Annotated in this window: 25 protein-coding genes; 12 read left to right on the top strand and 13 right to left on the bottom strand. The window is 68.9% G+C overall.

Annotated features, from left to right (window positions below; all coding sequences use genetic code 11):
* Window positions 1-91: 91 nt before the first annotated feature.
* The gene (locus DI526_RS02305; RefSeq protein ID WP_304273632.1) at window positions 92-688 is read right to left on the bottom strand and encodes a Spy/CpxP family protein refolding chaperone; all 597 of its coding nucleotides are present in this window, start codon (window positions 686-688) and stop codon (window positions 92-94) included.
* Between the two features lie 237 nt (window positions 689-925).
* On the opposite strand from DI526_RS02305, the gene DI526_RS02310 reads away from it, so the two are divergent.
* Window positions 926-1,819: a DMT family transporter gene (locus tag DI526_RS02310; RefSeq protein ID WP_304273634.1), complete on the top strand. Its 894-nt coding sequence runs from the start codon at window positions 926-928 to the stop codon at window positions 1,817-1,819.
* Here DI526_RS02310 and ccmB read toward each other — a convergent pair.
* Both ccmB and ccmA read right to left on the bottom strand, forming a co-directional pair.
* On the bottom strand, window positions 1,816-2,481 hold the full coding sequence (gene ccmB, locus DI526_RS02315; protein ID WP_304273636.1) for a heme exporter protein CcmB: 666 nt from the start codon (window positions 2,479-2,481) through the stop codon (window positions 1,816-1,818). The genes DI526_RS02310 and ccmB overlap by 4 nt on opposite strands.
* Window positions 2,478-3,092 carry a heme ABC exporter ATP-binding protein CcmA gene (ccmA, locus tag DI526_RS02320; RefSeq protein ID WP_304273637.1) on the bottom strand — a complete coding sequence of 205 codons (615 nt, stop codon included), beginning with the start codon at window positions 3,090-3,092 and terminating at the stop codon, window positions 2,478-2,480. The genes ccmB and ccmA overlap by 4 nt, the downstream gene beginning before the upstream one ends.
* A 183-nt stretch (window positions 3,093-3,275) precedes the next feature.
* Here ccmA and acnA point away from each other — a divergent pair, with 183 nt between their 5' ends.
* The 3 genes from acnA to DI526_RS02335 all read left to right on the top strand — a co-directional run bounded on the left by acnA (window position 3,276) and on the right by DI526_RS02335 (window position 7,760).
* On the top strand, window positions 3,276-5,963 hold the full coding sequence (gene acnA, locus DI526_RS02325) for an aconitate hydratase AcnA (RefSeq protein ID WP_304273639.1): 2,688 nt from the start codon (window positions 3,276-3,278) through the stop codon (window positions 5,961-5,963).
* 169 nt (window positions 5,964-6,132) lie between these two features.
* Window positions 6,133-6,864 (top strand): thioredoxin family protein, encoded by a 732-nt coding sequence (locus DI526_RS02330; protein WP_304273641.1) that lies wholly within the window; start codon window positions 6,133-6,135, stop codon window positions 6,862-6,864.
* Window positions 6,865-7,427: 563 nt separating this feature from the next.
* Window positions 7,428-7,760, top strand: coding sequence for a DUF2794 domain-containing protein (locus DI526_RS02335; protein WP_304273643.1), 333 nt, complete (start codon window positions 7,428-7,430; stop codon window positions 7,758-7,760).
* A 10-nt stretch (window positions 7,761-7,770) separates the two neighbouring features.
* Here the strand turns inward: DI526_RS02335 and DI526_RS02340 are convergent, their stop codons facing one another.
* Window positions 7,771-8,127 (bottom strand): hypothetical protein, encoded by a 357-nt coding sequence (locus DI526_RS02340; protein ID WP_304273645.1) that lies wholly within the window; start codon window positions 8,125-8,127, stop codon window positions 7,771-7,773.
* Window positions 8,128-8,227: 100 nt separating this feature from the next.
* Window positions 8,228-8,980, bottom strand: a complete 753-nt coding sequence (locus DI526_RS02345) for a Bax inhibitor-1/YccA family protein (RefSeq protein ID WP_304273646.1) — start codon at window positions 8,978-8,980, stop codon at window positions 8,228-8,230.
* 183 nt (window positions 8,981-9,163) lie between these two features.
* On the opposite strand from DI526_RS02345, the gene DI526_RS02350 reads away from it, so the two are divergent.
* Both DI526_RS02350 and thpR read left to right on the top strand, forming a co-directional pair.
* Window positions 9,164-10,216 carry an aldo/keto reductase gene (locus DI526_RS02350; RefSeq protein ID WP_304273648.1) on the top strand — a complete coding sequence of 351 codons (1,053 nt, stop codon included), beginning with the start codon at window positions 9,164-9,166 and terminating at the stop codon, window positions 10,214-10,216.
* A gap of 13 nt (window positions 10,217-10,229) precedes the next feature.
* On the top strand, window positions 10,230-10,766 hold the full coding sequence (gene thpR, locus DI526_RS02355) for an RNA 2',3'-cyclic phosphodiesterase (RefSeq protein ID WP_304273650.1): 537 nt from the start codon (window positions 10,230-10,232) through the stop codon (window positions 10,764-10,766).
* Between the two features lie 166 nt (window positions 10,767-10,932).
* Here thpR and DI526_RS02360 read toward each other — a convergent pair whose 3' ends face one another.
* Window positions 10,933-11,919, bottom strand: a complete 987-nt coding sequence (locus DI526_RS02360; protein WP_304273652.1) for a D-glycerate dehydrogenase — start codon at window positions 11,917-11,919, stop codon at window positions 10,933-10,935.
* Between the two features lie 72 nt (window positions 11,920-11,991).
* Between DI526_RS02360 and DI526_RS02365 the strand changes: the two genes are divergently transcribed.
* The 5 genes from DI526_RS02365 to DI526_RS02385 all read left to right on the top strand — a co-directional run bounded on the left by DI526_RS02365 (window position 11,992) and on the right by DI526_RS02385 (window position 17,095).
* On the top strand, window positions 11,992-12,528 hold the full coding sequence (locus DI526_RS02365; protein WP_304273654.1) for an SH3 domain-containing protein: 537 nt from the start codon (window positions 11,992-11,994) through the stop codon (window positions 12,526-12,528).
* Window positions 12,529-12,597: 69 nt separating this feature from the next.
* Complete coding sequence (gene fabA, locus DI526_RS02370; RefSeq protein WP_304273656.1) at window positions 12,598-13,110, top strand: 3-hydroxyacyl-[acyl-carrier-protein] dehydratase FabA; 513 nt, start codon at window positions 12,598-12,600, stop codon at window positions 13,108-13,110.
* 77 nt (window positions 13,111-13,187) lie between these two features.
* Window positions 13,188-14,402, top strand: a complete 1,215-nt coding sequence (fabB, locus tag DI526_RS02375; RefSeq protein WP_304273657.1) for a beta-ketoacyl-ACP synthase I — start codon at window positions 13,188-13,190, stop codon at window positions 14,400-14,402.
* Window positions 14,403-14,410: 8 nt separating this feature from the next.
* Window positions 14,411-16,213 carry a hypothetical protein gene (locus DI526_RS02380; RefSeq protein ID WP_304273659.1) on the top strand — a complete coding sequence of 601 codons (1,803 nt, stop codon included), beginning with the start codon at window positions 14,411-14,413 and terminating at the stop codon, window positions 16,211-16,213.
* 66 nt (window positions 16,214-16,279) lie between these two features.
* The gene (locus DI526_RS02385) at window positions 16,280-17,095 is read left to right on the top strand and encodes an enoyl-ACP reductase (protein WP_299003539.1); all 816 of its coding nucleotides are present in this window, start codon (window positions 16,280-16,282) and stop codon (window positions 17,093-17,095) included.
* A 58-nt stretch (window positions 17,096-17,153) separates the two neighbouring features.
* Here the strand turns inward: DI526_RS02385 and DI526_RS02390 are convergent, their stop codons facing one another.
* The 3 genes from DI526_RS02390 to DI526_RS02400 are packed head-to-tail and all read right to left on the bottom strand — an operon-like array spanning window position 17,154 to window position 20,469.
* Window positions 17,154-17,762 (bottom strand): TetR/AcrR family transcriptional regulator, encoded by a 609-nt coding sequence (locus DI526_RS02390; protein ID WP_304273662.1) that lies wholly within the window; start codon window positions 17,760-17,762, stop codon window positions 17,154-17,156.
* The gene (locus DI526_RS02395; RefSeq protein ID WP_304273664.1) at window positions 17,762-19,357 is read right to left on the bottom strand and encodes a DHA2 family efflux MFS transporter permease subunit; all 1,596 of its coding nucleotides are present in this window, start codon (window positions 19,355-19,357) and stop codon (window positions 17,762-17,764) included. Before DI526_RS02395 ends, DI526_RS02390 begins: the two co-directional genes overlap by 1 nt.
* A 14-nt stretch (window positions 19,358-19,371) precedes the next feature.
* Complete coding sequence (locus DI526_RS02400) at window positions 19,372-20,469, bottom strand: HlyD family secretion protein (protein WP_304273666.1); 1,098 nt, start codon at window positions 20,467-20,469, stop codon at window positions 19,372-19,374.
* Window positions 20,470-20,706: 237 nt separating this feature from the next.
* Between DI526_RS02400 and DI526_RS02405 the strand changes: the two genes are divergently transcribed.
* Window positions 20,707-20,838: a hypothetical protein gene (locus DI526_RS02405; protein WP_304273668.1), complete on the top strand. Its 132-nt coding sequence runs from the start codon at window positions 20,707-20,709 to the stop codon at window positions 20,836-20,838.
* Here the strand turns inward: DI526_RS02405 and dut are convergent.
* From dut to DI526_RS02425, 4 genes are all read right to left on the bottom strand, one after another.
* Entirely contained in the window at window positions 20,835-21,302 is a 468-nt protein-coding gene (gene dut, locus DI526_RS02410) for a dUTP diphosphatase (RefSeq protein ID WP_304273670.1), read from the bottom strand. The two genes, DI526_RS02405 and dut, sit on opposite strands and share 4 nt — an antisense overlap.
* A gap of 78 nt (window positions 21,303-21,380) precedes the next feature.
* On the bottom strand, window positions 21,381-22,520 hold the full coding sequence (locus tag DI526_RS02415; protein WP_304273672.1) for a hybrid sensor histidine kinase/response regulator: 1,140 nt from the start codon (window positions 22,518-22,520) through the stop codon (window positions 21,381-21,383).
* Window positions 22,517-23,092, bottom strand: a complete 576-nt coding sequence (locus DI526_RS02420) for a chemotaxis protein CheB (RefSeq protein WP_304273674.1) — start codon at window positions 23,090-23,092, stop codon at window positions 22,517-22,519. Before DI526_RS02420 ends, DI526_RS02415 begins: the two co-directional genes overlap by 4 nt.
* Window positions 23,089-23,910, bottom strand: coding sequence for a protein-glutamate O-methyltransferase CheR (locus DI526_RS02425; protein ID WP_304273676.1), 822 nt, complete (start codon window positions 23,908-23,910; stop codon window positions 23,089-23,091). The genes DI526_RS02420 and DI526_RS02425 overlap by 4 nt, the downstream gene beginning before the upstream one ends.
* Between the last annotated feature and the right edge of the window lies 1 nt (window position 23,911).

Here is a 23,911-nt window from a genome sequence, read left to right on the forward strand (position 1 = left end):
CGGGCGGCGCGGGCAATGGCCGTATCGCTACGGATCAGGAGAAGAAGGGCGACGCGTGCAGGCGCGCCGCCCTCCGGACGCAGGGTCGGGGTCAGCCGACCTTGCGCTGGATCACCATCGTCCGCGAGCCTTTGAACGGCGCGGGGCCGCGGGTCTCGAAACGACGGATGATCATGTGGTCGCCGCCGGCCTCCAGGTCCAGGGCGTCGAAGGCCTTCTGCTGGCTGGGCGACAGGGCGGTATAGAAGGCTCGCGTGGCGGCGGCGCGCTTCTGGATCGCCTCGGCGGCCTTGGTCATCTGGTCGAGGCGCTCCAGCGTGGTCGGCGGCTTGCGCTCGACCAGGCGCTCAGGACCGCCTTTGCCGTCGGCCTCGTCCTTCCTGACCAGGATCTTGGGCGAGGTCGCTTCGACATAAGCCTTCAGGGCGCCGTCCTGGTCCGGCCGCAGCTGCAGGACGTCGCGCAGATGCTCGGCGCGCTTGACCGGATCGAGGCCGCGGCCGTGGTGCATGACCATCATGCCCGGACCCATGGCCATCATCGCGTCCATCGGCGGCGGAGGCGGGGCTGGCGGCGCGGGGGGAGCCGGCGGCGGGGGTGGCGCGGGGATCTGGGCCGAGGCCGCGCCGGCGGCCAGGGCGGTGACGGCGGCGCCCGCGAGCGCCAGGCGGAGAAGGCTTTTACGCATGGTGTGAGCTCCTGTCAGTTGAACTGCCAGAAGCTTGGCCACCGCGATGTGGCGCGAAAATGTCAGCTTAGATGAACAATTCTACAGACTTGACGCGCGGTTGAGACAGCCGGGTTTGCAGATCCGCTCGCCGGCGCTATCACCACTGACATTTCCGGGACATAGCGACGCTACACGTCGATACGAGGCCGGCCGAGCGGCCCGCCCGCCCCCGCTCATCTTCCGCGCGGAGTCCGCATGAAGTCGATCGCGTTCATGGCCTTGGCCCTGGCTGGCGTCTGCTGGGGGCTCGGCTTTCCCACCGGCAAGCTGATCCTGACCGAGGCGCAGGCCGCCCACATGGTGCTGCTGCGGTTCGTGGTCGCCGCCTTGGCCGCCGCGCCGTTCGCGCTGCGCAAGCCCGAGGTGCGGGCGCTGTTCCGCTCGCCGGTCGTGCTGGCCTCGGGCGTGATCTACGGCGTGGCGTTCCTGGTCCAGTTCGAGGGCCTGGCCCATGTCAGCGTCACGGTCGCGGCCCTGCTGGTCGGGGCCATGCCGGCGCTGATCGCGGTCAGCGCCCGGGTGCTGGGCGAGAGGGTTTCGCGGCTGTCCTGGGCCGGCGTGGCGGCGGCGACCCTGGGCGCGGCCCTGATCGCGGGCAAGCCGGACGGCGCCAGCTCGCCTTGGGGCGTCGCGCTGTCGATCGCCTCGCTGTTCCTGTTCCTGGCCTGGCTGTTGACCCTGCGCCGGGCGCCGCCCGCGCCGAACGCCATGGCGATCCCGGCGGTGTCGATCATCATCGCCGCGGTCACCATCCTGCCGATCGCCTTCGTGATGCACGGCGCGCCGAGGCTCGACTTGAGCGCACCGGTCTGGGCCGCCGTCCTCGCCCAGGGCGTGCTGGCGACCCTGCTCGCCACCGCCGCCTGGCAGTTCGGATCGGCGCGGGTCGGGGCCGCGAGCGCCGGGGTGTTCATCAATATCGAGCCGCTGATGGGCGCAGCCTGCGGCGTGCTGCTGTTCGGCGACCACCTGACCTTGCCGCTGCTGGCGGGCGGCGCGCTGATCATCGGCGGGAGTCTCGCGGTGGTGCTGGGCGAGCGGAGCGCCGCGCCGGGCGAGCTGCAGGCGACCGTCGCCCCGACCCCCTAGTCGAGGGCGTTCCGGCAGGCCGCGCCCATGGCCAGCGGCGAAAGGGCGACCGCCCCGACGCAATAGGCCAGCATCAGCAGCAGGCCGCCGGTCCAGGGCAGGCCGGCCGAATAGCCGTCCAGCGCCCCGGCGCCGAAGATCACCGGCGGGGCGAACAGCGGCAGCACGATGACAGCGACCAGCAGGCCGCCGCGCTTGCCGCCCAGCGCCAGGGCCGCGCCCAGCCCGCCGAGGAAGGCGAAGGCCAGACCCCCGACCAGGGCGCACAGCATCAGCAGCGGCATGACCTTCAGGTCCGCGCCCAGCATCAGCGCCGCTACCGGCGCGGCGAGGGCCAGGGGCGCGCCGGTCGCCAGCCACTGGGCAAGGCACTTGGCCACCGCGACGGCCTCCAGCGGCGCGGGGCCCAGCGCCAGCAGGTCCAGGGTCCCGTCCTCGTAGTCGCGCTCGAACAGGCGCTCCAGCGAGAGCAGCGCCGCCAGGGCGAGGGCCAGCCAGGCGACGCCCGGCGCGATCGCGGCCAGGCGCTCGGGCGCGCGGCCCGACGCCATGGGCAGCAGCACCACGACGCAGGCGTAGAAGGTCAGGGCCAGCAGCGGCCCGCCGCCATTGCCCCAGGCCAGGGAGAGCTCCCGGCGGAGAAGGACGCCGAACGCCTTCATTGGCCAATCTCCACGGACCGCGTGGGGATCGGCAGCGGATCGTGCACCGAGGCCAGGATCATGCCGCCGCCGGCCAGATGCTCGCTCATCACCTCGCCGAACGCGGCGCGCTGTCCCGCGTCCAGGGGGGCCATCGGCTCATCCAGCAGCCACAGCGCCCGCGGGCTGGCGGCGAGGCGCGCCAGCGCCAGGCGTCGACGCTGGCCAGCGGACAGGCGGCGAACCTCCAGGTCCAGCAGGCGCACCAGGTCGAAGCGCTTGGCGGCCGCGCGGGCGCTCTCCTCGGTCCCGCCGGTCCACAGGGTCTGGAAGCGCAGCTCTTCCCAGGCCGTTCGGTTGGACTTGAGCCCGTCCTGGTGGCCCAGCAGGTGCAGCTGCTCGGCCCGCGCCGCGTCGGCCTCCAGCGGTCCGGTGTCGCCCTCGAAGGTGATCTTCCCCTCGGCGGGGCGCAGCAGGCCGGCGACCGCGCGCAGCAGGCTGGTCTTGCCTGCGCCATTTCGTCCCACCAAGACGGCCGCTTCGCCGGAAGACAGTCTGAGGTCAAGGTTCGAGAACAGACGGCGCTCGCCCCTGGTAATCGCCAAATCCTTTATGAGAACAACTCTCAACACGCCAAGACCCCGCGCGCGACATGGACGTTAGGCCAACGCAGCGCTAAGAAGCGCGCGGTCGTCCCCCTCCAGTCGGTTTGGGTGGTACGCGGCGCGGAGGCGGAACCTGTGTGTCCCTTCCGATCAGCGCGTGATCCCGGGAGTGGTTTTCGGGCGGCCGTGGACAGAGAAGGATCCTCAGAAATGGCGTCTGTTGACAGCCTGAAAGCCCGTCGCGAGCTTACCGTCGGCGGCAAGACCTACGTCTATTACAGCCTTCGCGCCGCCGAGGAAGCCGGTCTTGCCGGAACTTCTTCGCTGCCGGTCTCGATGAAGGTGCTTCTCGAGAACCTGCTGCGCAACGAAGACGGCGTCTCGGTCGCCGAGGAAGACTTGAAGGCCGTCGCCGCCTGGCTGCAGAACAAGGGCTCGGTCGAGCACGAGATCAGCTTCCGCCCCGCGCGCGTGCTGATGCAGGACTTCACCGGCGTTCCCGCCGTCGTCGACCTGGCCGCCATGCGCGACGCCATGGTCGCCCTGGGCGCCGACCCGGCCAAGATCAACCCGCTGAACCCGGTCGATCTGGTCATCGACCACTCGGTGATGGTCGACAACTTCGGCGACGCCAAGGCCTATGACGCCAACGTCAAGCGCGAGTACGAGCGCAACATCGAGCGCTACCGCTTCCTGCGCTGGGGCTCGTCGGCCTTCAACAACTTCCGCGTCGTGCCGCCCGGCACCGGCATCTGCCACCAGGTGAACCTGGAATACCTGGCCCAGACCGTCTGGACCAACACCGTCGACGGCGCCGAAGTCGCCTATCCCGACACCGTCGTCGGCACCGACAGCCACACGACCATGGTCAACGGCCTGGCCGTCCTGGGCTGGGGCGTGGGCGGCATCGAGGCCGAGGCCGCGATGCTGGGCCAGCCGATCCCGATGCTGATCCCGGAAGTCATCGGCTTCAAGCTGACCGGCGCCCTGCCGGAAGGCGCGACCGCGACCGACCTGGTGCTGACCGTCACCCAGATGCTGCGCAAGAAGGGCGTGGTCGGCAAGTTCGTCGAATTCTACGGCGACGCCCTGGCCAACCTGACCCTGGAAGACCAGGCGACCATCGCCAACATGGCCCCGGAATACGGCGCCACCTGCGGCTTCTTCCCGATCTCGGCCTCGACCATCGCCTATCTGAAGGGCACCGGCCGCACGCCGGAACGCGTCGCCCTGGTCGAAGCCTACGCCAAGGAGCAGGGCCTGTGGTGGGAGCCCGGCGTCGCCGAGCCGACCTTCACCGACAACCTGGAGCTCGACCTCTCGACCGTCCAGCCCTCGCTGGCCGGTCCGAAGCGCCCGCAGGACCGCGTCCTGCTGGCCGACGCGGCCGCCAAGTTCGCCGAGTCGCTGGCCGGTGAGTTCGGCAAGGCGGAGACCCCCGATCTGCGCGCCCCGGTCGAGGGTGAAAACTTCGACGTCGGCCACGGCGACGTGGTCATCGCGGCCATCACCTCGTGCACCAACACCTCCAACCCCTCGGTGCTGATCGCCGCCGGCCTGCTGGCCAAGAACGCGGTCGCCAAGGGCCTGAAGGTCAAGCCGTGGGTGAAGACCTCGCTGGCTCCCGGCTCGCAAGTCGTCACCGACTACCTGGCCAAGGCCGGCCTCACCAAGTCGCTGGACGCCCTGGGCTTCAACCTCGTGGGCTATGGCTGCACCACCTGCATCGGTAACTCGGGCCCGCTGCCGGAAGCCATCAGCAAGACGATCAACGACAACGACCTGGTCGCCTGTAGCGTGCTCTCGGGCAACCGCAACTTCGAAGGCCGCGTGAACCCGGACGTCCGCGCCAACTACCTGGCCTCGCCGCCGCTGGTGGTGGCCTACGCCCTGGCCGGCAGCCTGAAGATCGATCTGGCCACCCAGCCGATCGGCCAGGACAAGAAGGGCAACGACGTCTACCTGAAGGACATCTGGCCCTCGAACGAGGACATCGCCGCCCTGCAGCGCAAGGCGATCAACGAGAAGATGTTCGCCAGCCGCTACGGCGACGTCTTCAAGGGCGACAAGAACTGGCAGGGCATCAAGGTGACCGGCGGCCAGACCTACGCCTGGGAAGCCGATTCCACCTACGTCCAGAACCCGCCCTACTTCCCCAACATGTCGATGACGCCGACCCCGGTGACCGACATCGTGGAAGCCCGGATCCTGGCCGTGTTCGGCGACTCGATCACCACCGACCACATCAGCCCGGCCGGTTCGATCAAGGCTTCCAGCCCGGCCGGCAAGTTCCTGATCGACCACGGCGTCCAGCCGGTGGACTTCAACGGCTACGGCGCTCGCCGCGGCAACCACCAGGTGATGATGCGCGGCACCTTCGCCAACATCCGGATCCGCAACCGCATCACCCCGGACATCGAAGGCGGCGTGACCAAGCACTTCCCGACCGGCGAAGTGATGTCGATCTACGACGCGGCCATGAAGTACCAGGAAGAAGGCCGCCCGGCGGTCGTCTTCGGCGGCAAGGAATACGGCACCGGCTCGTCGCGTGACTGGGCCGCCAAGGGCACCAAGCTGCTGGGCGTCCGCGCGGTGATCTGCGAGAGCTTCGAGCGCATCCACCGCTCGAACCTGGTCGGCATGGGCGTGCTGCCGCTGCAGTTCGTCCAGGACGGCTGGCAGAAGCTGGAGCTGACCGGCGAGGAAATCGTCTCGATCCGGGGTCTGACGGATCTGGCGCCGCGCAAGCAGCTGATCGTCGAGCTGTACCGCCCGACCGACGGCCGCATCGCCCGCTTCCCGGTCCGCTGCCGCATCGACACCCCGACCGAGCTTGAATACTTCAAGAACGGCGGCGTGCTGAACTACGTGCTGCGCAACCTGGCGCGCGCGGACTAAGCGCGAGCCTCCGGGCTTGAAACGAGACGGCCGGCTCCTCGCGGGGCCGGCCGTTTTCGTTCGATCCCCGGCTGACAACGATGTCTTCCCCGTTTCTCCCCATGGACCGCTGCTATTCACGGCCTCGTGAACGGCGATCCTGGGCGTTCTTGGCTTAAGTGACCCGCAAATGCGTAAGGCCGCCCTCTCCCTGTTCTGCCTGACCCTGTCCGGCGTCGCGTCGTCCCTGGCGTGGGCTCCGGCCGCCTGGGCGGGCAAGCCGCCCGTGGTGGTCGAGCTGTTCACCGCCCAGGGCTGCTCGTCCTGCGGCAAGGCCAACCAGCTGGCCGCCGAACTGTCACAGCGCGACGGCGTCCTGGCCCTGACCTATTCGGTCGACTACTGGGACTATCTGGGCTGGAAGGACACCTTCGCCAAGCCGGACTTCGCCGAGCGCCAGCGCGCCTACGCCAAGAAGTTCGCCCTGCGCGACGTGCCCACCCCGCAGATCGTGGTGGCCGGCCGCGTCCAGGCCTCCGGGACCAAGGCCGAGGCGGTCGAGGACCTAGTCAAGTCGGCGGCCAAGGCCCCGCTCAATCCGCCGGACATGGAATTCGTCGGCAAGACCCGGGTCGCCGTCGGCTCGGGCCCGGCGCCGCGCGGCGGCGGCGAGGTCTGGCTGGTGCGCTACGACCCGCGCGAGCAGGACATCGCCGTCAAGCGCGGCGACAACAAGGGCCAGACCCTGATCCACCGCAATGTGGTGCGCGAGCTGGTGCGCCTGGGCCCCTGGGCGGGCAAGCCCAAGCTCTACCGCCTGCCCGCGGCCGCCGACGCCGACCTCGTCACGGTGGTGCTGCTGCAGGGCGCCAAGGGCGGCCGCATCCTGGGCGTTCTGCAGGCGCCCGCCGCCGAGCACTGAGCCCAGGGGCTCAGGCGAACTCGCAGGCTTCCAGACAAGGAAAAACCCGCGCGGCTGGAGGGGGAGTGGCCGCGCGGGTTCCTTTAAGCGTCGCCGAAGTCTGTGGACCGGAGGGGCTGGGGGACTGGACAGGACCCCGATCCGTCTTCGTCGACACTGTTCTTATCGACCCGCAACCCGGCGAGGACGGGACCAAACCAAGGTCCTTTGGCGCCGTCCCGTGGCCATGGCGGGGCAAGTATCTCGACCCTGTTACACACTGCGCGGCGCGCGCAAAAAGCCCGCGCGGGAGGGGGATCCGCGCGGGCTCATGGGGGAGGGGATATTTCAAGTTTGTCGGCTGACCGGCCCGCGATCGGGGGGCTGGGGGGGCTGTTCAGGATCCTGACCGCAGGGTCTCCGATCAGCCGACACTCACCTTATCGACCCCCAAACAGGCGGGCGAAGGACCGAAATAAGGTCCTTTCGGGGCGCGCCGTGTCCATGGCGTGTCATTTCGCCAAAGCGTGTCCTGTCTGACACGACGCTGTTCCATTCGGCGGTTTTCGGACTAGATTCGCCGCATGGCCCTGGAGTCCCAGCCCACCCCCGTCGGCGGCGTCGTCTTCTTCGAGCGGCGAGAGCTCGACCAGCTGATGCGCCTCTATGGCCGCATGGTCGCGGCGGGCGAGTGGCGCGACTATGGGATCGCCGGCCTTTCCGATCGAGCCGTCTTCTCTATCTTCCGCCACGCGGCCGAGGCGCCGCTCTATCGGGTCGAGAAGCATCCCGCCCTGGCTCGTAAGCAGGGGGCCTGGGCGGTGTTCGGCCAGGGCGGCCAGATTCTCAAGCGCGGCCACGAGCTGGCCCAGGTGCTGCGGGTGTTCGAGAAGGGCAAGTTCTCGGTCGTCGACTGAGGCCTTCAGGTCAGAACGAAAAGCCCAGCTTGGCGCCGACGAAGCGGCCGTCGTTGTCGTAGCCGCGCGCCGTGCCGACGCCGCTGGTGTCCGCGCTGGGCTGGATGCCGCACAACACCCCGACGCCGCCCGACACGCCACCTTCCCGACGCTCGATGGCTGTGCGCGCGACGCCTCTTGGCAGGGGCGCCGGCGCGTGGGCGTAGCGCAGCTCGATCGGCCCCACCGGCTTCAGGTTCAGGGGCGCGGCGAGATTGGGCGTCCTGGCGAAGCTCGAGGCGACCGGCGGATAGGCCGGAGCCGGAGCTTGCGCGTGAGCGAGGCCGGCGGTCGCCAGGGCGGCGGTGAGGGCGAGGGTCCGGATCATCGTCGTCTCCATCACCGACAATGTGGGGTCGATTTCGTCCAAGAAAAAGCCCCGGCGGTCTCCCGCCGGGGCTCGTCTGGTCCGGTTCCGGACGCCGCGGTTAGCGGCGGTTGCCCATGATGCTGAGCAGGAATTGGAACAGGTTGATGAAGTGCAGATAGAGGCTCAGCGCGCCATAGTTGGTGGCCACGGCCATCGACTGCTGGTCGCCGCCCAGCTGGTAGTAGGTCATCTTCAGGTTCTGGGTGTCGTAGGCGATCAGGCCCGCGAAGATGAACACGCCCAGGATGCTGATGATGAAGCCCAGGCCCGGCATCGGGAAGAACATCTGCACCAGCGAGGCCAGCAGCAGGCCGATCAGGCCCATGATCAGGAAGCTGCCGAAGCCGGTCAGGTCCTTCTTGGTGGTGTAGCCGAACAGGCTGAGGCCGCCGAACGCGATGGCGGTGATCAGGAAGGTCGCGGCGACCGAGGCGCCGGTATAGGCCAGCAGCCAGACGCCCAGGCCCGCGCCCATCGAGGCCACCAGCGCCCAGTAGAGGATGCCGGACGAGCGGGCGGTCGGGTTACGCATGGCGAACATGGCCACCAGCATCATGACCAGCGGGGCGAAGCGGATGATGGTGCCCAGCATCGTGAAGCCGGCCAGGCGGCCGTCGGGGGTCAGCACGTACAGCAGGCTGGCCACCGGCTGATAGGCGCTGGTCAGGAAGGCCAGGCCAGCCGACAGCAGGAGGCCCAGCGCCACCTTGTTGTAGACGCCGAGCATGAAACTACGCAGGCCGGCGTCAACCGACATGTCGGCGCGATCCGCCGGGATCGAGCGCGCGTAGCCGCGGTTGAAGTCGTTCATCGAATTGAGCCCTTGAGCTAGGCGTCCACGATGGACGCCTGCCAAATATCGGGTGTCCTACGGCCCGGCGCAATCCCCGTTCGAAAAGTATACATGGTATGCCGCCGGCGGCCGCCTCGACGCTTTCCAAGCCGCCGCCGGACCCCTTAAGAACAAGGCGAACAACAAGAACGAGGGACGCCGATGGAGTACGCCAAGCTGGGTCGGACCGATGTGATGGTCTCGCGCTGCTGCCTGGGCACCATGACCTGGGGCTCGCAGAACACGGAAGCCGAGGCCCACGAGCAGATGGACTACGCTCTGGGCCGCGGCGTGACCTTCTGGGATACGGCGGAGATGTACGCCAGTCCGCCCAATCCGGAGACGCAAGGGCGCACCGAGGAATACATCGGCTCGTGGTTCCAGAAGACGGGCAGGCGTCATGAGGTCGTGCTGGCCTCCAAGGTCGCCGGCCAGGGCGCGGCGTTCGGCGGCCTATCGTGGATGCGCAAGGATGGCGCGACCACCCGCCAGACCAAGGCCCAGATCGATGAGGCCGTCGAGGGCTCGCTGCGCCGGCTGAAGACCGACTATCTCGACCTCTACCAGCTGCACTGGCCCGACCGTCGGGTGCGGGTGTTCGGCGGCCAGACCTTCAAGGACTACGACCAGGACTTCGAAAGCTTCGGCGATATCCTCGAGGCGCTGGACGCCCACGTGAAGAAGGGCTCGATCCATCACGTCGGCGTCTCGAACGAGTTTCCCTGGGGCGTGATGCGCTTCCTGGCCGAGAGCGAGGCCAAGGGCCTGCCGCGCATCGCCTCGATCCAGAACGCCTATCACCTGGCCAACCGCACGTTCGAATACGGCCTGGCCGAGATCGCCATGCGCGAACAGGTCGGCCTGCTGGCCTATTCGCCGCTGGCCCAGGGGCAACTGACGGGCAAGTACCTGGACGGCGCCCTGCCGGCCGGCTCGCGCAAGGCGCTCTACAATCGGATGCAGCGCTACGAGGGACCCGGCTCCCAGGAGGCCTTCCACGCCTATGTCGCGCTGGCCGAGGCCAATGGAATCCACCCGGCCCAGCTGGCCCTGAAGTTCTGCGATGCGCGCCCGTTCGTGACCGCCACCATCATCGGCGCCACCTCGATGGAGCAGCTGAAGACCAATATCGACGCCTTCGACCTGGCCTGGACCGACGACCTGGAGGACGCCGTCAACGCCATCCACGGTCGCCACCCCAATCCCTGCCCGTAAGCGTTCAGTCAGAATGATCCGTCTCTTCACCGCCATCGCCGTCCCGCCCGAAATCGGCGAGGGCCTGCTCTCGCGCCAGCATGGGATCGAGGGCGCGCGCTGGCGGCCGCTGGAGTCGTTCCACATCACACTGCGGTTCATCGGCGATGTCGCCGAGACCGTCGCCGACGATCTCGACGAGGCGTTGATGCAGATCGAGGCGCCGGCCTTCGACCTGACGCTGGCCGGCGCGGGCCATTTCGGCGAGGGCGCGGATATCCACGCCGTCTGGGCTGGGGTCGAGGACAGCGCGCCGCTGCGCCGCCTGCAGAAGGCCAACGAAGGGGCCGCCCGCGCCGCCGAGCTCAAGCCCGAGACGCGGGTGTACACGCCGCACGTCACCCTGGCTTATCTCAAGCGGCCGGCGGTCTCCGAGGTCGGCGCCTGGATCCAGGCGCACAACCTGCTGAGGTCGCCGAGCTTCCGCGTTGATCGTTTCGGGCTCTATTCCAGTTGGCAGACGAGCAGTGGGTCGGTCTACCGGCTGGAGCGGGAGTACGGGCTCACCTAGCGCGCATCTCCAAAAGCACGTTCTCGTGTCATCCCGGCCGAAGCGTAGCGTAGAGCCGGGACCCAGGGAGTGAAGAAACGCCGCGGTCGCGGCCCCTGGGTCCCGGATAAGCGCTCCGCGCTTTCCGGGATGACACGGAAATGGGTGGCTGAAGCTATGTCAGCCCCTACAGCATCGACGGGATGACGCGGTCCGGCGGCCGGTGGCCGTCCATGAAGGTCTTCACGTTGACGATGACCTTCTCGCCCATGTCGACGCGGCCCTCGACCGTGGCCGAGCCCATGTGGGGCAGCAGCACGACGTTGGGCAGCTTCAGGAGCTTGGGATTGATGGCCGGCTCGTGCTCGTAGACGTCGAGGCCGGCGCCGGCGATCTCGCCCCGGGCCAGCATGTTGGCCAGGGCGCCCTCGTCGATCACCTCGCCGCGCGCGGTGTTGACCAGCACGGCGTGCGGCCGCAGCAGCTTCAGGCGGCGCGCGGACAAGAGGTGGTAGGTCGCCGGGGTGTGCGGGCAGTTGACCGAGACGAAGTCCATCCGGGCCAGCATCTGGTCGAGGCTTTCCCAATAGGTGCAGCCCAGCTCCTCGGCGATGCGCGGGCTGACCGGCTTGCGGTTGTGATAGTGCACCTGCATGCCGAAGGCCTTGGCGCGGCGGGCGACGGCCTGGCCGATGCGGCCCATGCCGATGATGCCCAGGCGCTTGCCCCACAGGCGACGGCCCAGCATCCAGGTCGGCGACCAGCCGTGGAACCCGCCGGCCTTGACCACCTCTGCGCCTTCGACGATCCGGCGCGAGGCGGCCATGATCAGGGTCATGGTCAGGTCGGCGGTGTCCTCGGTCAGGACGCCGGGCGTGTTGGTGACGATGATGCCGCGCGCATTGGCCGTGGCGACGTCGATATTGTCTACGCCCGCGCCGAAATTGGCGATCAGCTTGAGCCGATCGCCGGATCGCGACAGAAGGCGCGAGTCGATGCGGTCGGTGATGGTCGGGACCAGCACGTCGGCGCGGCTCATGGCGTCGACGAGCTCATCGGCGGTCATCGGCGTGTCGGTGACGTTGAGGTCGGTGTCGAACAGTTCGCACATCCGCGTCTCCACCGGATCGGGGAGTTTGCGGGTGACGACGACTTTGAGCTTGCGGGCGGCCATGGTCGGACTGAAAAGCTCTCACTGACGGGCGTTTGAAAGCTGTAGCAAAGGGGCCCGAAGGGGCCAAGCAACATGCCGTCGAAAACAGAACAAGGTTCGCCCCGAATGCGTTTCGTGCGGCTTTTGGCCGGTTTGGCCGCCCTGGCGGCCGGTCACGCCGCCGCCGAAGGCCCCAGGATCACGCCCTCGGGCCTGGATGTGCCGCGCTACGTCTCGCTGAAGTACGCCGAGGTCAATGCGCGCAAGGGCCCGGACGAGGCGCATCAACTGCTGTGGATCTACCGCGCCAAGGGCCTGCCGGTGCAGATCATCGCCGAGACGCGCGAATGGCGGCGGATCTGCGACCCAGAGGGCGGGGTCGCCTGGGTGCACAAGCGCACCGTCGACGGCCGTCGCTCGGCCATGCGCGTCCAGTCGACCAGCCTGCCTTTGCTCAGCGCCCCGAAGGACGGCGCCAAGGTCAGGGCCTACCTGAAGCCCCGGGCCGTGGCGGCGCTCGACAAGTGCGAGAAGGGCTGGTGCCGCCTGCGCGCCGACGGCGCCTCGGGCTGGGCGCGCGAGGGCGAGATCTGGGGCGCCGACCCCGCCGTCCAGTGCCGCAAGGATTGATCCTGATCACGATCTGTTTCGACAGGGAAACATTGAGGCCCGCCCCGGCGCCGTGCTAGGGCGTGGCGCATGCAGAAGAACGCCTACTCCTACGAAGAACTCCTGGCTTGCGGCCGCGGCGAGCTTTTCGGCCCCGGAAACGCCCAGCTCCCGGCCCCGCCGATGCTGATGTTCGACCGGATCGTCCGGATCGAGTCGGAGGGCGGCAAGTACGGCAAGGGCTATGTCGAAGCCGAATTCGACATCAATCCCGACCTCTGGTTCTTCGGCTGCCACTTCATCGGCGACCCGGTCATGCCGGGCTGCCTGGGCCTGGACGCCATGTGGCAGCTGGTCGGCTTCTTCCTCGGCTGGTCGGGCGCGCCGGGTCGCGGCCGCGCCCTGGGCGTCGGCGAGGTCAAGTTCACCGGTCAGGTGACTCCGGACGTCAAGAAAGTCGTCTACAAGATCGACCTGAAGCGGGTCATCATGCGCAAGCTGGTCATGGGCATCGGCGAGGGCGTGCTGGAGGCCGACGGCAAGGTCATCTACGAAACCAAGGACCTGAAGGTCGGAACGTTCACGCCTGAACAGATGGCTTGATCCGTTAGTTATAGACCGGTCGTTTAGTGAAAGAACCGGCCCCTGACGGATCGGAGGGGGAGAAGAGGATTTACAGAATGCGTCGCGTCGTCGTCACCGGACTGGGGATCGTCTCGTCCATCGGCAACAACGCCCATGAGGTGCTCGCCTCCCTGCGCGAGGCCAAGTCCGGCGTGGTCGCCGCTCCGGAATATGCGGAGCTCGGCTTCCGCTGCCAGGTCCATGCCGCGCCCCAGATAGAGTGGGAGCCGCTGGTTGACCGTCGCGCGGCGCGGTTCCTTGCGCCCGGCACGGCCTACGCTCACATCGCCATGGAGCAGGCGATCGCCGACTCGGGCCTGACCGAGGCCGAGATCAGCCACGAACGCACCGGCCTGATCGTCGGCTCGGGCGGTCCTTCGACCCGCGTGATCGTCGAGGCCGCCGCCACGACCCGCGAGAAGGGCCCCAAGCGGATCGGTCCGTTCGCCGTGCCCAAGGCCATGAGCTCGGGGCCGTCGGCGGTGCTGTCGACCTGGTTCAAGATTCGCGGGATCAACTATTCGATCAGCTCGGCCTGCGCGACCAGCGCCCACTGCATCGGCGCGGCCGCCGAGCAGATCCAGCTAGGCAAGCAGGACGTCGTCTTCGCCGGCGGCTGCGAGGAGCTGGACTGGACCCTGTCGAACCTGTTCGACGCCATGGGCGCCATGAGCAGCAACTTCAACGACCGTCCGGCCGTGGCCAGCCGGGCCTACGACAAGGCCCGCGACGGCTTCGTGATCGCCGGCGGGGCCGGGATCGTGGTGCTGGAAGAGTACGAACGCGCCAAGGCGCGCGGCGCCAAGATCTACGGCGAACTGGTCGGCTACGCCGCCAATTCCGACGGCTACGACATGGTCGCCCCGTCGGGCGAAGGCGCGGCGCGCTGCATGCGCCTGGCCATGGCCGAGGCCGGGAACCGGACCATCGACTACCTGAATCCGCACGGCACCTCGACGCCGGTCGGCGACAGCAAGGAGATGGGCGCGGTGCGCGAGGTGTTCGGTGACAAGCCGCCGATGATCTCGTCGACCAAGTCCCTGACCGGTCACAGCCTGGGCGCCGCCGGCGCGCAGGAGGCCATCTACTCGATCCTGATGCTCGACAACGGCTTCGCCGCCGAGAGCGCCCACATCGAGGCGCTGGATCCCGAGTTCGCCGACCTGCCGATCCTGCGCCAGCGCGTCGACAAGCCGCTGACGACGGTGATGTCCAACAGCTTCGGCTTCGGCGGCACCAACGGCACGCTGATCTTCAGCCGCGTCGACTGACGGGCCGCTTGGCGACCGCCCGCCAAGCCTTCGACATCTACCGCGCCGGCCGCCTGGCCGAGGCCGCCGCGCTGTGCGAACGGCTGGTCGCCGAAGCGCCCAGCGTCGAGGCTTGGCACATCCTGGGTGTTTCGCGCCTGGGGCTAGACCAGCCGGAGGCGGCGCTGTCGGCGCTCGACGCTGGTTTGGCGCTGGACCCTCAGCGGCCGGGCCTGCTGTCCGCCAAGACCCTGGTCCTCAACAGCCTGGGACGCGACGTCGAGACGGTGGCCGCCGCGCGCGCCGCCCTTGGTGTCGACCCCGATAATCCGCCGGTTCTTAGCGCCTTGGCCGCGTCGTTGCAGCGCCTGGGCGGCTTCGCGGAGGCGCTGGCGGTTCACGACCGCCTCTTGGAGGCCTCGCCCAAGGACGCCAAGGCCCTGGCCGGCCGTGCGGCGCTGCTGCTGCTGCTGAACCGTCCGGCCCAGGCCGCGCGCGACCTCGAAGCGGTGATGGAGATCGATCCGCTGCATCCGCGCCTGGCCGGCGACCTGATGTGGGCGCGGCGTCAGACCTGCGACTGGGACGAGGACGCGGCGCTGGACATGCTGGTCAAGGCCGAGCTCAAGCTGGGCCGCCTCGGCATAGCGCCGTTCGCGGCCCTGGCGATCTTCGACATTCCCGCCCTGCACCGTCGCTGCGCCACCCTGGCCGCGCCGCCCGAGGTTCCGGCGCCGGCCTGGCCGCCCCGCCCCGCGGGCGAACGCCTCCGCGTCGCCTATCTCTCGGCCGACCTGCACGAACACGCCACGGCCCGCCTGCTGGCGGGGGTGCTGGAGGCGCACGATCGCGGCCGGTTCGAGATCTTCGCCGTCTCCTACGGTCCGGAGGTCCCCGGCCCGATGCGCGATCGCTTGAAGGCGGCCTGCGAGCACTGGATCGAGGCGCGCGCGCTGTCCGACGCCGAGATCGCGGGCCGGTGCCGGGCGCTCGGCGTCGACATCGCCGTCGACCTGAAGGGCTACACCCAGGACGGTCGGCCGGGGATCCTGGCGCATCGCCCCGCGCCGGTCCGGGTCAGCTGGTTGGGCTATCCTGGCACGCTGGGCTCCCACGTGGATGTCGTCCTCGCCGACGCCGTGACCCTTCCCCCTGAGGCGGAGAAAGACTGGTCGGAGCGTGTGGTCAGACTGCCGCTCTATCAGCCGAACGACGCCCTCGGTCCGGTTCCGTCGCCCCCCAGGCGCGCCGAGGTTGGGCTGCCCGAGGATGCTTTCGTCTTTGGCTGCTTCAACAATCCGGCCAAGATCACGCCCGAGGTGTTCGCGGCCTGGACGCACATCCTGAAGGCCGCGCCAGATGGTGTGCTGTGGCTCTATGACGGCGCGCCGGGCGCGGCGGAAAACCTGCGCGCCCACGCGGCCAAGGCCGGGATCGCGCCCGAGCGCCTGATCTTCGCCCCGCCGGTCCCGCACGAGGCGCACCTGGCCCGCCACGCCCTGGTCGACCTGATGCTCGACACCTGGCCCTATGGCGCCCACACCACCGCCAGCGACGCGCTGCGGATGGGGGTTCCCCTGCTGACCCTGCCCGGCCAGAGCTTCGCCAGCCGGGTCGGGGCCAGCCTGCTGACGGCGTTGGCGCTGCCGGAGCTGATCGCGGAGGGCCGGGCGGCCTACGTCGCCAAGGCCGTCGCGCTGGCGAGCGATCGCGCTCGTCTGGAAGGGCTCAAAGCCCGTCTCCACAAGGTCGTTCGGACCTCCGCCGTCTTCGATCCGGCCGCCTTCGCCCGCTCGCTGGAGGCCGCCTTCGAAGGTCTGGCCAAACGCTGAAGGGTTCCGCGCAGCCCCCGCGCCTGCTAACCAGCGCTCAACGATTTGCCAAAGAGGGCCCGACACATGGCCGACGATTACGCGTTCCCCAAGGGCGAGCTGATGCGGGGCAAGAAGGGCCTCGTCATGGGCGTGGCCAACCACAACTCGATCGCCTGGGGCATCGCCAGCCAGCTGGCCGCCCAGGGCGCCGAGATGGCCTTCACCTATCAGGGCGAAGAGCTGGAGCGTCGCGTGCGCCCGCTGGCCGAGAGCATCGGCGTCAAGACGATGATCCCGGCCGACGTCACCGACGACGCCTCGATGGACGCCGCCTTCGCCCAGATCGAGAAGGAGTTCGGCACGCTGGACTTCGTCGTCCACTCGGTGGCCTTCGCCAACAAGAACGAGCTGAAGGGCTCGTTCGTGGACAACACCACCCGCGAAGGCTTCCTGATGGCCATGAACATCTCGGCCTTCAGCTTCGTGGACGTCGCCAAGCGCGCGTCGAAGCTGATGCCGAACGGCGGCTCGCTGATCACCATGACCTATCTGGGTTCGGAGCGGACCATCCCGAACTACAACACCATGGGCGTGGCCAAGGCCGCGCTGGAAGCGGCCACCCGCTACATCGCCCGCGACCTGGGCCCCAAGGGCATCCGCGCCAACGCCATCTCTGCCGGCGCCATGCGCACCCTGGCGCTCGCCGGCATCTCGGGCGGCCGCAGCATGATCGCCCAGGGCCGCGCCTTCTCGGCGATGAAGGAAGACACCTCGATGGAAGGCGTCGCCGGCTGCGCCCTGTGGCTGGCCTCGGACCTCGGCAAGTCGACCACGGGCGAAGTCGTCCACGTTGACGCCGGCTTCCACATGATGGGCATGCCTGATCAGGACGAGGCGTAGGTCGTAAAGCTGTCATCCCGGCTGTTCGCGACGCTCCGGCCGGGATGACAGCTTCTTTCTAAGGCGCGTAGGCCCGCATGAAGCGTTCGGCCGCTTCGCGCGCCAGGCGGACATATTCCTCCGGCGTCTTGTCGGAGGGCAGCCGCAGCATCGAGCGCATCTGGCTGTGGCCCATGACCATCCCCGAGAAGAACTCGGCGGCCTGGTCGAAGTTCTCGACCCTGAGGCGGCCAAGCTCGGTCTCCAGCTTCAGGAACTCCGCCAGCTGGCGGCGGGCGGCGCGGGGACCGGCCTCGAACACCTCCTGGGCGACGTCGGGCATCTCGTTCGCGCCCATCATGATCACCCGCATCATTGAGTAGCTCTTGTTGGTGATCACCGTCTCCAGCATCGAGCGGGCGTAGGCCTCCAGCGCCTGGGCGGGATTGCCCGCCGCGTCCGGATCGCGCAGGGGCGCGGTGATCGCCTCGACGCGACGGGTCATCAGGGCGCGCATCAACTCGGCCTTGGAGCCGTAGTGGTTGTAGACCGTCTGCTTGGAAACGCCCGCCCGCTTGGCGATCGCCTCCATCGGCGCGGCCAGGCCGCGCTCGCCGATCACCTCGACGGCGGCGTCGAGGATGGCCTCGGTCTTGGCGACGTCGATCTGTCCGGGAATGCGCGGCATCAGTGAGCGTCCGACGGCGGAGGCGGCGCGCCCTTGGCGGGGGTGGCCAGCAGCGAGACGAAGGCCGCCAGCAAACACCCGATCGCCAGCAAGGTGAAGCTGTCGCCGAACGCCATCACGGTGGCCTGCTGCTCGAGCATGCCGCCGATGGCCTTGCGCGCCGCGCCGGCCGGGTCGGCGACCCCCAGCTGCATCATGCGCTCGGTCAGACCGGCCATCATGCCGGCGGTCGGGCCGCCCTGGGTCACCTTGGACGTCATGTCGTCGTAATAGAGCGCCGTCTGCTGGGTGATCGAGGTCGCCAGCAAGGCCAGGCCCACGGCGCCGCCGGTGTTGCGGGCCAGGTTCACGAGTCCCGAGGCGTTCTTGACCATGTGCGGCGGCAGGGTGCTCATCGTCACCTGCTGGGTGGCGATCATGGCGATCATCACGCCCACGCCGCGGCAGGCCTGCACCCCGGCGAACTCCCAGAAGCCCCAGTCCTTGGTGACGCCATGGGCCATGTACATGCCCCAGGCAGCCAGCAGGAAGCCCAGGCACATCGGCACGCGCGGGTCGGTCTTTCGGACGAGGCGGCCGGCGATCGGGCCGGTCAGGAACATCGACAGGCCCGAGACGATCATGGTGGTGCCGACCTCGGACGCCGAATAGTGGCGCACCCGGCCCAGGAACTGCGGCAGCAGGAAGGTGCCGCCGAACAGGCTGGCGCCGGACACCGCGGTCATCAGCACGCCGACCGTGAAGTTGCGGTTCGAGAACGCCCGCAGCTCGACGATCGGGTTCTTGTAGGTCAGCTGCCGCCAGACGAAGAGCGCGCCGCCGATCACCGCGGTGACCGTCAGCCAAAGGATCGAGGTGTCGTCGAACCAGTCGTCCTTGGCGCCTTCCTCCAGCACGTACTGCATGCTCATCAGGAAGACGGCCATGACGCCCAGGCCGAACCAGTCGAAGCCCTTGGCGAGACTGGGGTCGCCCTTGTCGAAGTCGCCCCAGCGATACACGCCGAACAGGACGAGCAGGCCGGTCGGCACGTTGATGAAGAACAGCCAGCGCCAGGACAGGGCCTCGGTCAGGTGGCCGCCCAGGGTCGGGCCGACGGTCGGGGCCAGGGTGACGATCAGGCCCATGATCACGCTGGCCGTCACGCGCCGCTCGGGCGGGAAGGCCGTGAAGGCCACGGCGAACACGGTCGGGATCATCGCCCCGCCGATGAAGCCCTGCAGCGCCCGCGTCAGGATCATCATGTCGATCGACGACGACAGGCCCGTCAGCACGCTCATGACGATGAAGCCCAGGCACGAGGCCAGGTACAGGCGCTGGGTGCCCCAGAGGCGTGAGAGGTACCCCGACAGCGGGATCATCACGACCTCGGGGATCAGATAGGCGGTCTGGATCCAGCTGATCTGGTCGGTGCTGGCCCCGACCCCCGCCTGGATCTGCGGCAGCGAGGCCGCGACGATCTGGATGTCCAGGATGGCCATGAACTGGCCGATGACCATGGCCCCGAAGCCGAGGAACAGCTTGGTCCAGTCGACTTCGGGCTTGGCCGGCGGCGCGATGGGCGCCGGTGCGGCGGGGAGGGCGGCGTCGGTCATGACGCGTCCGCCGTCTAGCGGTCCACGCCCTGGCGGGCGACTTGCGGCGAGCTCTGGCCGGCCTCGGCGAACGAGGGACCCGAGCGATCGCGGACGTCGATCTTGACCTCGACCGAGAGGCCCGGACGCAGGGCCGCGCCCAGCTGGCTGCGGTCGACGGCGATCTTCACCGGCAGGCGCTGGGTGATCTTGGTGAAGTTGCCGACCGCGTTCTCGACCGGGATCAGGGCGAACTCCTGGCCGGTGGCCGGCGCGAAGCTGTCGACCTTGCCGACGATCTTCTGCTTGCCGAAGGCGTCGGCCTTGATCTCGACCGGCTGGCCGACGCGGATGCGGGCGACCTGGGTCTCCTTGAAGTTGGCGACGATATAGGCCTGGCCCAGCGGCACGACCGACATCAGGGCCACGCCCGGCTGGACCAGCTGGCCCGGACGCACCGAGCGGGCGCCGACCACGCCGGCGACCGGCGCGCGGATCACCGTCCGCTCCAGGTTCAGCTTGGCCTGCTCGACGGCGGCGTGGGCGGCGGCGGCCTGGGCCACGGCCTGGGCCTTGGCCGAGCCCAGCGATTGGGCGGCGCGGCGCTCGGCCTCGAGCGCGGCCTGGGCGCTGGCGACGCCGGCGGCGGTCTGGGTGGCGGCGGCGCGCTCGGTCTGGACCTTCTGCTGCGAGACCCAGCCCTGCGTGGCCAGGCTGTTGTAGCGGTCGAGGTCGGCCTTGGCCCGGCTGGCGTCGGCCTGGGCGCTGGTCACGCCGGCGGCCCGCTGGGCGATCACGGCTTGCTCCAGGCTGTTCTTGTCGTCGATCGCGCGGACGGCGGCGTCGGCGGCGCTGGCGTTGGCGATCGCCTGGTCGACGATGGCCTGGAAGGTCGAGGGGTCGATCTTGGCCAGCACCTGGCCGGGCTCGACCCGCTGGTTGTCGGCCACCAGCACCTCGGCCACATATCCGGAGACCTGCGGACTGATCTGCACGGTGTCGGCCTGGACGAAGGCGTTGTCGGTGCTCTCGAAGCGCTGCTTGTCCAGGAACCACAGGGTTCCGCCGACCACGACGGCGATCACGACGGCCCCGCCGATGATCATCGGGACCAGCTTCTTCTTTTGCGCCATGAACCAAACCCCAGACAGCGTGAGCGCGCCCGATAGAGCCATCGGACCGGCGCGACAAGCGGATAAATGGACGCAGTCGTCCAAAAATCAACGGCGGTCCGAAGAAGTTTTTGCGTCGGACGCCGAAAGCCTCGCCGCGGGCAAACGCAGTCGGCGCGCGAAAGCTCCACCGGCTGGTGAACCGGAGCGCCTCAGGATCGTTGAGAGCCTTGGCGAGACCAGGCCAAGGAGGTCCCGATGAACGCCCAGCGACCGGCGCAGCGCCCCTGCCTGGAACTTGTCCGTCCCCTGCTGTGGCTGGCCGCCGCGGCGTTCGCGGCGGGGTTTGGCGGCTATCTGGCCGTGGCGGGCCGCGCCCTGGGGCTTTAGACCCCGGTCGAACCGAAGCCGCCGGCGCCGCGATCGGTCTCGTCCAGGTCCGCGACCTCGACCAGCGGCCATTGCGGCGCGGCGGCGATCACGCCCTGGGCGATGCGGTCGCCGCGGCGGATCGTGAAGTCCTCCTCGCCCAGATTGATCAGCAGCACGCAGACCTGGCCGCGATAGTCGCTGTCGACCGTGCCCGGGGCGTTGACCACCGTGACGCCGTTCTTGAAGGCCAGACCCGAGCGCGGCCGCACCTGCATCTCGTAGCCGTCGGGCACCGCCACCGAGAAGCCGGTCGGGGCCATGCAGCGCGCGCCGGGCTTCAGCACGATCGGCTCCTCTTCCGGCACCGCGGCCCGCAGGTCGAAGCCCGCCGCGCCCGCCGTGGCGTAGGCCGGAACCGGCAGGTCGGCGTTGCCTTCCCAGCGCTTGAAGCGGATGGCGAGACCGGCGGGGATGGCGGACATGCGGACGGTTCCTGTTCTGGCGTCAGCACGCCTGTAGCCGATTTGCCGGGGTCGAGGCCAGGGCCGGGCGGCGCCCGATCAGGCCAGGACCGGCAGGCGCACGATGAAGGCGCTGCCCTGGTTCTCGCCGGCGCTTTCCACCCGGATCGTCCCGCCGTGCAGATCGACCAGCTGCTTGACCAGCGCCAGGCCGATGCCCAGCCCGCCCTGCGACTTGCCCAGGTGATCCTCGACCTGGGCGAAGATCTCGAAGATCTTGGTCTGCATCTCGGCGGGAACCCCCACCCCGGTGTCCGACACGGTGATCGTCGCCCAGCCGTCGGAGACGACGGTGGTCAGGGCGACCTTGCCGCCCGTGGGCGTGTACTTGGCGGCGTTGTTGAGCAGGTTGGAGACGATCTGGGCCAGGCGCGTGTGGTCGGCGTCCATCCAGACCGGCTCGGTCGGCAGCTCGGTGACGAAGGCGTGGCCGCCCGCCTCGATATTGTGCTGGCTGGCGTCGATCGCCGCGCCCAGGACCTCGCCCAGCTCGACCCGCGCCTTCTTCAGCACGATCTTGCCCTGGCTGACCCGCGACACGTCCAGCAGGTCGTCAACCAGGTGCGTCAGGTGGTCCAGCATCCGGTCCATACGGGACCGGATGTCCTGGGCCCGCTCGGGCGGGATGTCCTTGTTCAGCAGGTGCAGGCCGCCGCTGAGCGCCGCCACCGGGTTGCGCAGCTCGTGGGCCAGCACCGCCAGGAAGCTGTCCTTGTGGCGATCGGCGCGCCGCAGGGCCTGGGCGGCGGCCTCCAGCTCGTCGCGCTGCAGCTCGATCTGCCGGCGCTGCTGGTAGAGGTCGAAGAAGACATTGGCCTTGCTTCGCAGCATGTGGGCCTCGATCGGCTTCTGGATGAAGTCGACCGCGCCGGCCTCGTAGCCCCGGAAGCGGCGCTGGCTGCTGGCCGCCCCGGCGGTGACGAAGATGATCGGAATGTGCCGCGCGCGTTCGCTGCCGCGCATGAACTCGGCCAGCTCGAAGCCGTCCATGCCGGGCATCTGCACGTCCAGCAGCGCCAGGGCCACCTCATGCTCCAGCAGCAGTTCGAGCGCCTCCTCGCCCGACCGCGCCTTCAGGCATCGCAGGTCGTCGCGCTGCAGCAGGGCCTCGAGCGCCAGCAGGTTCTCTTCCAGATCATCGACCAGCAGGACGTTGATCGGCGTGTCCGCGGTGTTCATGGGGTTCCCAAACTCGACAGGTAGGACGCGATCGCGTCCAGGGTCATGACCGAAGCGGTCGGGCAGGCTTGCAGGGCGGCGTCGGGCATGGCCGTGGCGTAGGCTTCGGCCCGATCCTGGATGATGGCCACCCCGCCCGCCTCGACCACCGCCTTCAGTCCGGCGGCGCCGTCGTGATTGGCGCCCGACAGCACGACGCCGACCAGGCCCGCCCCGAAGGCGTCGGCGGCGCTCTCGAACAGGACGTCGATCGAGGGGCGCGAATAGTTGACGTGCTCCTCCGTCGACAGGGCCAGATGGCCGGTCGTCTCCACCAGCAGGTGATAGTCGGAGGGGGCGAAATAGACGCCGCCGCCGACAAGCGGTTCCTTGTCCTCGGCCTCCTTGACGGCCAGGCGGCATTTGGTCCGCAGCAACGGGACCAGGACGTTGTCGCGGTCCGGCGGCACGTGGACGACCACCAGCACCGGCAGCGGGAAGCTGGCCGGCAGCGCCGGCAGCACCGCCAGCAAGGCCTGGACCGCGCCGGCCGAGGCGCCGATCGCGACCGCCGTGGCCGGGGACCGGCTCATGGCTCGCGCCTCTGGTAGATCTTCTCGGCGCCCGCGAACTCCACGAAGGCCGGGGCGTGGGCCGAGAAGCGCAGGCTCTCCTTGGAGCCCAGACCGAGGAACCCCTTGCGCGCCAGGGACTCGCGGAAGAGGCCGATCGCCCGGTCCTGCAGCGGACGATCGAAATAGATCATCACGTTGCGGCACGAGATCAGGTGCATCTCGGCGAACACCGCGTCGGTGACCAGGCTGTGGTCGGAGAACACCACCCGGTTGCGCAGCGACTTGTCGAAGACCGCCCGCCCATAGGCCGCCGTATAGTAGTCGGACAGCGAGGACTTGCCCCCCGACGCCTGGTGGTTCTGGGTGAACTTGCGGATCCGGTCCAGGGCGTAGATCCCGGCCTCGGCCGCCGCCAGCGCCTCGGGATTGATGTCGGTGGCGTAGAAGATCGTCCGGTCGTACAGCCCTTCCTCGCGGAACAGGATGGCCAGCGAATAGACCTCCTCGCCCGTGCTGCAGCCGGCGATCCACACCTTCAGCGACGGATAGGTGCGCAGGTGCGGCAGCACTTTCTCGCGCAGCGCCCGGAAGTAGGACGGGTCGCGGAACATCTCGCTGACCTGCACGGTGAGGAAGTCCAGCAGGCGCGGCAGCATGGCCGGATCGTGCAGGACGCGATCCTGCATGGCCGAAACCGACGCAAAGCCCAGCTGGGTCCGCGCCTGGATCAGGCGACGCTTGATCGACGCCCGCGCATAGTGGCGGAAGTCGTAGTGATAGCGCTGGTAGAGCGCCTCCAGCAGCAGCTGGATCTCGAGGTCCTCGATCTCCGACACG

Source organism: Caulobacter segnis (assembly GCF_003243465.1).
Classification (GTDB): Bacteria; Pseudomonadota; Alphaproteobacteria; order Caulobacterales; family Caulobacteraceae; genus Caulobacter; species Caulobacter segnis_A.